The organism is Bacillus sanguinis, from assembly GCF_018332475.1.
Lineage (GTDB): Bacteria > Bacillota > Bacilli > Bacillales > Bacillaceae_G > Bacillus_A > Bacillus_A sanguinis.
In genome coordinates, this window is the sequence record NZ_BOQB01000137.1 from 1 (window position 1) to 7,093 (window position 7,093).

General features: G+C 32.7%; 8 protein-coding genes. 2 read left to right on the top strand and 6 right to left on the bottom strand.

Annotated features, from left to right (window positions below; translation table 11 throughout):
* Nucleotides 1–259 precede the first annotated feature (259 nt).
* Complete coding sequence (locus tag KI369_RS15985; RefSeq protein ID WP_000426643.1) at nt 260–523, bottom strand: hypothetical protein; 264 nt, start codon at nt 521–523, stop codon at nt 260–262.
* Nucleotides 524–729: 206 nt separating this feature from the next.
* On the bottom strand, nt 730–1,494 hold the full coding sequence (locus KI369_RS15990) for a class I SAM-dependent methyltransferase (RefSeq protein WP_212956592.1): 765 nt from the start codon (nt 1,492–1,494) through the stop codon (nt 730–732).
* Between the two features lie 204 nt (nt 1,495–1,698).
* On the opposite strand from KI369_RS15990, the gene KI369_RS15995 reads away from it, so the two are divergent.
* On the top strand, nt 1,699–1,980 hold the full coding sequence (locus tag KI369_RS15995; protein ID WP_212956593.1) for a hypothetical protein: 282 nt from the start codon (nt 1,699–1,701) through the stop codon (nt 1,978–1,980).
* Nucleotides 1,981–2,039: 59 nt separating this feature from the next.
* Here the strand turns inward: KI369_RS15995 and KI369_RS16000 are convergent, their stop codons facing one another.
* The 3 genes from KI369_RS16000 to KI369_RS16010 all read right to left on the bottom strand — a co-directional run bounded on the left by KI369_RS16000 (nt 2,040) and on the right by KI369_RS16010 (nt 6,054).
* Complete coding sequence (locus tag KI369_RS16000; RefSeq protein WP_212956594.1) at nt 2,040–3,836, bottom strand: Xaa-Pro dipeptidyl-peptidase; 1,797 nt, start codon at nt 3,834–3,836, stop codon at nt 2,040–2,042.
* A 201-nt stretch (nt 3,837–4,037) separates the two neighbouring features.
* On the bottom strand, nt 4,038–5,414 hold the full coding sequence (locus KI369_RS16005) for a sensor histidine kinase (RefSeq protein ID WP_212956595.1): 1,377 nt from the start codon (nt 5,412–5,414) through the stop codon (nt 4,038–4,040).
* Nucleotides 5,407–6,054, bottom strand: coding sequence for a response regulator transcription factor (locus KI369_RS16010; RefSeq protein WP_212956596.1), 648 nt, complete (start codon nt 6,052–6,054; stop codon nt 5,407–5,409). Before KI369_RS16010 ends, KI369_RS16005 begins: the two co-directional genes overlap by 8 nt.
* Before the next feature lie 121 nt (nt 6,055–6,175).
* Here KI369_RS16010 and KI369_RS16015 point away from each other — a divergent pair, with 121 nt between their 5' ends.
* Nucleotides 6,176–6,592, top strand: a complete 417-nt coding sequence (locus tag KI369_RS16015) for a hypothetical protein (RefSeq protein ID WP_212956597.1) — start codon at nt 6,176–6,178, stop codon at nt 6,590–6,592.
* A gap of 146 nt (nt 6,593–6,738) precedes the next feature.
* On the opposite strand, the gene KI369_RS16020 is transcribed toward KI369_RS16015, so the two are convergent.
* Nucleotides 6,739–7,092 carry a GNAT family N-acetyltransferase gene (locus KI369_RS16020; protein ID WP_238484925.1) on the bottom strand — a complete coding sequence of 118 codons (354 nt, stop codon included), beginning with the start codon at nt 7,090–7,092 and terminating at the stop codon, nt 6,739–6,741.
* Nucleotide 7,093 lies beyond the last annotated feature (1 nt).

Sequence of the window (7,093 nt, forward strand, 5' to 3'; positions counted from 1 at the left end):
TTATACTATAACATAAAAAAAGCATTTCCCGAAATAGGAAATGCTTTTTTAAATTGTTTACGTGTTTCTTCCATACTTACATTATATTTCGAATTCTTATCCATACAATTCTCTTCTAATTTCCTAATCATCCCGATGTATTTGCAATATACGAAGTACTACTTAAATCATATAAACAAATAAAAGCGATTAATCATACATGCTCTAAACACGAATGACTAACCACTTTCCAGTTTCTTCTCAATTAACATGTTTTACCTTAAATATTTCTTGCAATATGTGGCTTACTGTAATGACTTGTACCACCGCCGCCTACTACTACTTTACCTCCTTTTTCAAAAATTAATAATTTACTTGAACCATCTGCAAGTAGTACTATTACTTCAGCGTTGTTACTTGTTGCTACATAAATTACATAACCACTTTTTGATATACACGTTTCCCAATTCGCATCAAATTCTGATCTTACTACACGATTGGAATACACTTGATTTTCAACCCTATCTTGTGCTTCGTTTTCCAAAGTTATCCCCCCTATTTCTCCAAAATATCATTTACAAAAAAATACGGTTCTATTTTAAATAGTAACAACTGTCTTTAATATAAATAGTATATGTAAGTAGTAGAAAAATGCTTGGACAGTGAAAAGGTAATAAAATGCAAGTAGTTTACAATTAAAAACAAGGCAGTCGATATTATATCGACTGCCTTGTTTTCATACATAGTTCTTTATTTTTCGTTTCGCACAGCTTCAAAAGTAAACATTTGATTTGCATTTGACGGTTCTTTTCCATAAACATAGTCAGCAGAGCAAGTAATGTTAGAGAAACCAATACTTTCTAAAAGAAGTTTAAACTCTTCTATTCCATACCAGCGCACCGCGAAGCGTTGTAGTTCTGTTTGTACTAACTTTCCTTTACTCCATTTTTCATATTTTAAATATGATAGAGTAACTTGGTTCAGCCAATCTATTTCAATTGATTTATTTTCTAATGTAATTCCGTCACCGCTCGGCAAAGAGAAAGTCGATGTATGAATCTCTCCAGTCTTCCAGTCATGTGGAAGCATGATATCAACGATTAACCGACCACCTGGCTTAAGGTGTTCATAAAAACATTTCAATGCGCTTATAGAATCCACACGATTTTCAATTAAACAAAAAGATCCAGTAGGAATGATAATTGCCTCATATTTATATGGCAGTGAAAATTGTTTTAAACTTCCTTCATATAAATTAGGATGTAAACCTCTCTCTTTACAGCGTATACGGCAAGAATCTAGCATTTCAGGTGAATAATCTATCCCATCTACTGTGAAACCAGCTTCAAGAAGCGGGATGATGACGCGTCCTGATCCTACTGCTGCTTCGAGAATTCTTCCTCTACAATTTTTTAAACGTTCTTCGTAATACTCAATATCACCATTTAAAGAATAACCGACAGGCTTAGTGAAATCATAAAGTTCCGTGCAAAGTGTACTATAAAAACTAAACATATATTTTCTCCTCCGTTTTTTACGTACGGAAGATTTTCTTTCAATTAATCTTCCTGTACCTTTATTTTCAATAAAAATCCGAAAGAGCTGACTGTCATAATATATCACTCACTTTCCATAGAATATAATTACATTGTATAATATTCCCTTCGAAACGAAAATACAAAAAATGAAAATTTAGAATTTAACAGAAAGGAGGATACGATGAATTCATTAATTATATTTCTTTTACTCCTTTTTGCTTTAAATGCAATAATTTTCTTTATAGCAAAGAAGTATGTACGAATTTGGAAAGTAGCCAGTGGTATTTTCATACTTTCTTCTCCCGTTGTTTTCTTCGCCACTTTGCACGTTATTGGTGAAAAAGTAGGAGATGGATTCGCTGGAGGCTTTGCTGGGCTTATCTTTAGTGGCCTATTAATCATAAATGCCATCTTTTTATTTATTGTAAGCATTTTTGTATCCACCAATAAAAATTCACATTAAACTCCCCCTTTCAACATATAAAGAGCTTACCATGTAGTAAGCTCTTTACCCTTCACTATTTATTTCACAATTGGCAATGTCACTTCACTTAATTTTACTGTAAGCTTCGTGCCAGCTTTCGGTCTAATCGTATAATCATAGTCACTAGCGATTAAAACAACCCCTATTTGATGCCCCGCTTTAAATACATAATCGTCTGGCTGCATGTCCCATGTAAATGTATAATCTTTGCCCGGTTGAATCGCTGTTGAACTTTCTATACTCGTTAAGTTTTGTGGATCCATCCAACCTCTCGTTACGATTTCCGGCTTCGTTCCACCATAATCAACAAGTAAAGCAGTTAAATTTGATACAGAGCGATCAATATTTCCTGTAATTGAAATCTTTGGTGTACCGCTTATACGCGTATCTTTTTGCAGTACAGGCATTGTATACACTAATCGATTGGCTACTTCTAATTCTGGGTTTGCTACTAATTGGTTTGATTTCATTTTTGCATCATCTACGAATGAAAATACCTTATTAACAGAACCCATACTTAATGGTAAATTAACTGCTTTGTTACTTAAATACATACGAACTTTTGACGGCACAGCTGATGGATCCGGCCAGTTTTTTAATTTTTCCCAAGTTTTATTTTCACGTTGTACATCGACCATTGCTTCATTCATAATTCCATTTTCAATTCCATACAACCAATAATCGAGCCATTTATTTTGTGTTCTTTGCCAGTCATTCGTTGATGTCCCGCCATGTCCCCCTTGATGTAACCACATTTTACGAGGAACATTATTTTCTCCAAGTGCATCCCACCATTGCGCGAACTGCTTCGTCTTTACATTCCAATCATTTAAACCATGCACAACAAATACGCTCGCTTTTACATTTTTAGCATCTTTTACATAATTACGTTTATCCCAAAAATCATTATAATTACCAGTTTTCCGGTCCTGTCCAGCTGTTAACTCTTTTATTACTTGTCCGCAAACTTCAGGATTTTCTCTTGTTAGTACTGCTTCTGCCATATTATCTGTATCTTCTCCTTGGTATCCACCTGGCGCAATAACTGCACCGTTTGCACGATAATAATCATACCAACTACTAATCGCTGCGATTGGAATAATTGTTTTTAAACCTTCAACACCAGTCGTCGCAACAGCATTTGGTAACGTACCATTATACGAAACTCCTGTCATACCTACATTTCCCGTTGACCAATCGGCTTTAACTTCCTCACCATTTTCTGTATATGCTTTCGCACGTCCATTTACCCAATCAATTACAGATTTCGTCCCTAATATTTCTTGCTCATCCCCAGTCGTCGGACACCCTTCTGATTTCCCAGTTCCAATACTTTCACCTAAAATAACTGCATAACCTCTTGGCACATAATAATTTCCGTATGTACCGAGATTAACAGCTCCATACGGTTTCCCTTCATACGCATACAATTCTTCATCTACATTATATACAGGAACATCTTTCAAACCAGCTCGATATGGGCTCATTTCATATATTACGGGCACTTTTACATTAGGATCTGTTTTGGGGCGCATAACTTTTACTGACACTCGGTCTTTTTTACCATCTCGATCACTATCAACTTCCGTCTCTACAAATAGATTTTCGATGATTGCTTCATCAAGCGAGTAGATCGGTTTTGTCATCCCATTTTCTAATTCAATCTTCGTATTTGATTGTAACCCTTCTGAAACTTTCCCATTTAACTTCACATCATTCTCATTTATGTAGTTTCTTTCTTTACTGTCTGCATGCGCAGTCATACTAGAAACACCCGATGTAACTGATAAAGATAAAATTGTTGATAATGTAATTGCTATTTTCTTTTTCCCCATACTCTTTCCTCCCCATATATGTCTTCTTTTACTATACAACAAAATTACTGAAAATTCAGTTTATATTTTATGCAAAAACTTGAAAAATTTGTAGAACACTCTTCCAACGAGCTTTCAAGATTATATATCCTGATTTACCACTCTCATATAATTAATAAAAAGCATCGCCTAATAATAGACGATGCTCCTAATAATATTGAATTAAACAGGCTTCATATTAATATAAAATCGTATTTCTCCCTCTATAGTAGATACTCCATAGTCAAAACCATGTCTCTCTAAAATACTTTTCACTATCGCTAATCCTAATCCAGTGCCAGAATGGTCTTTACTACGAGAAGATTCTAAAACGTAAAAAGGTTCCCAAATTTTATCGATATCTTTCATTCGTTCAGCATTCATACCATTTTGAATTTGAAAATATACACTTTCATTTCGACCTTCCAAAGTAATTTTTATATGTTGATTTGCTGTATATTTTATCGCATTAGAAATTAAATTTTGAAAAACCATTCTCATTTTATTTACATCTGCATAAATAATTGCATCGCCAACATTATAATTCACTTGCAGATCAATTTCATTCGACTCCAGTTCAATCTTATGCTTATCTACTATACTTTGGACTAGTGATACAATAGGAAATTGTTCTTTTTGTAAAACATCTCTCTCTAATTTAGAAAATCGTAATAACTCTTCAATTAAGTTCGAAATGTGATCAGTTTGTTTAATAATAGTATCTATGTATGTGCCATCATCTAAACCATCTTTTATTCCCATAGAATATGCTTTTACTAGTGCGATTGGTGTTTTCAATTCGTGCGTCACATCACCCATAAATCGTTTTAAATGTTCATTTCGATCTGTTAAATCTTCATGTGCCTCATGTAGTTTATCACTCATGATATTAATGCTATTAGCTAAGTCTCCTATTTCATCATTTGTTTTCACTTTCGCTCGTTCAAATTTCAAATTTGAAATATCTTCTGCAACATCACTTAATTCTTTCAATGGTCTCGTGATTGTTTTTGAAAGTATCCATACAAGTACGATGATGAGAAAAATCGTAATACCTAATATGTATAAATAAAATGAATTTAACGTTTTTATCACTTCATTTGAATGTGCGATAGAAACTCCTACTAGAATCAGCAAATTGTCTTTCGCAATATATTTCACAAAAAAACTAGATTTCATCTTCTCTTGATCATATATTTTATTCGAATGCCCGAAGTTCTTTACTTTCATTATTTCTTCTTTTGTAATCCAAAGTTTATTAAGAGCAACTCTTTTCTTTGTAAGTTGCATACGTAACTCTTCATTAATATGATCTTCTGAATCGTTTATCGATGTATACGTAATTGTAACATTCGCCTCATTTTCAATACTAGAAATTGCTTCATGCAGTTGTTCACTCGGTATCGCCTGTATTTGTGCTGTAATACCTTCTAAACTTTCTCGCGTTTTGTAAATATTATATTTCGGTAAAAGATAGTTAATTAATAATAAAGATATCGTAAAAATAAGAACTACAGTTAAAGAAATGCTGAGAAATAGCTTTTTTCCAAGTTTATTCACTCTGCTCCTCCAAACTATATCCTAGCCCGCGGTGCGTCTTTATAATATTTTCTCCTACTTTTTTACGTAATCTTCTTACATGTGTATCAACAGTTCGCTCTTCTCCAAAATAGTCAAATCCCCATACGATATCTAACAATTTTTTACGAGTTAAAATCATGCCTTTATGACTTAAAAAACACTTTATTAATTCTAGCTCTGTTTTTGTAATATCTAACTCTTTGTCATTTTTATAAACTTTATTTTTAGTGAAATCTATTTTCAAATCTTGAACTTGAATGACATCATCATGCTGTATAAGCTTTTTCGCCCTAGTTATTAATACGCCTGGATGAAATGGTTTTTTTACGTACTCATCTGCCCCACTTTGAAGCGCCGCTAATTCGTCTTCGCTCTCACTTTTCGCCGTAAGCATTAATACTTTTACGCTTGAGTTTTTCTTTATTTCCTGACAAACAGTAATACCGCTATGTTTCGGCATCATCCAATCTAAAATAGCTAAATCAATTTTTTCATCATAAAATATTTGAAGTGCTTCTTCTCCATCTTTCGCTAAGAAAACTTCGAAGCCTTCTTTCTCAAAATAAGCTTTTAAAATCCTTAGCATATCTTGTTCATCATCTGCTATTAATACTCTCATACATAATCCTCCATTGCTTTTAAACAAAAATCAATTGTATCATACAACTTCTTTGTTACATGTATGTGACAGAAAAATATTTGAATCATTTAAGGGTATAGTAAAAACGAGGTGTTGTACTATGATGAAAAAAATCGGGGTCATTACTCTTCTTTTCTTCTTATTATCAACAAATGCGTTCGCAAATACAAATCACCAAATTGAAGTATTTGATTGTCAAAAAGAAATGGTCGTTCAAAAACAATCTTTAGATCCAGCTATTCAAAAAGAAGCTATTCAATATGCTAAATCGATTACTGGCCCATTCAAAAACTTAAACGTCGTTCCAAAAGATGGTCACATGATAAAAATCCCTTTATCTAAACCAGTTTCTATTACAAATCAATGGTTACATACAACAATTGATGAAGTACTAATTCTTCTACCGCTTAATCAAAAACCTTATATTATGCTTTACGATGATGAAAATAATCCGCATTTCTATTATGTAAAAGGTGATCCGAAGGGACTATTGAAGCAAATGAATGTAAAAACATAATTGAATAGAAAAAAGAGATCTCATAAGCTTATTTTTAGAAGCTGAGGTCTCCTTTTTATACTATTATTTCGGTAAATGAAATTAAATTTTCATGTTATAAATATAAGTACTCAAAACTAACAAAATATTGTTTTGAGTGCCCTTTTTTATAATACTTTATAGTGACTTGATCCTTTATATACTTCTCTCTTCACAAATCCATTTGCACGATAAAACGCATCACCTTGTTTTGTATCTGTATGTAAAACAACTACTTTAAAATTATCCTTTTCCGCATGAGATATTAGTTGGTTTAATAACAATTTCCCTAGACCTATACGACGATAGTCCTTTGAAATATAAAATCTCCTTAATCGACCAATCTTATTATTTTCTGAGTATAGGTCCTCATTTAATCCTCCTATTCCAATTAACTTTTCTCCTTGAAAAATACCAAATAAACATTCACCATTTTTATTAAATGTGTTTATTTTATTTTCATATTCACTTATTAGTTTTATT

What these genes read in the sequence shown, in the direction of transcription:
- KI369_RS15995 (WP_212956593.1), top strand. Translation starts at nt 1,699, where the DNA reads ATGAATTCATTAATTATATTTCTTTTACTCCTTTTTGCTTTAAATGCA.
- KI369_RS16015 (WP_212956597.1), top strand. Translation starts at nt 6,176, where the DNA reads ATGATGAAAAAAATCGGGGTCATTACTCTTCTTTTCTTCTTATTATCA.
- KI369_RS15990 (WP_212956592.1), bottom strand. Translation starts at nt 1,494, where the DNA reads ATGTTTAGTTTTTATAGTACACTTTGCACGGAACTTTATGATTTCACT.
- KI369_RS16000 (WP_212956594.1), bottom strand. Translation starts at nt 3,836, where the DNA reads ATGGGGAAAAAGAAAATAGCAATTACATTATCAACAATTTTATCTTTA.
- KI369_RS16010 (WP_212956596.1), bottom strand. Translation starts at nt 6,054, where the DNA reads ATGAGAGTATTAATAGCAGATGATGAACAAGATATGCTAAGGATTTTA.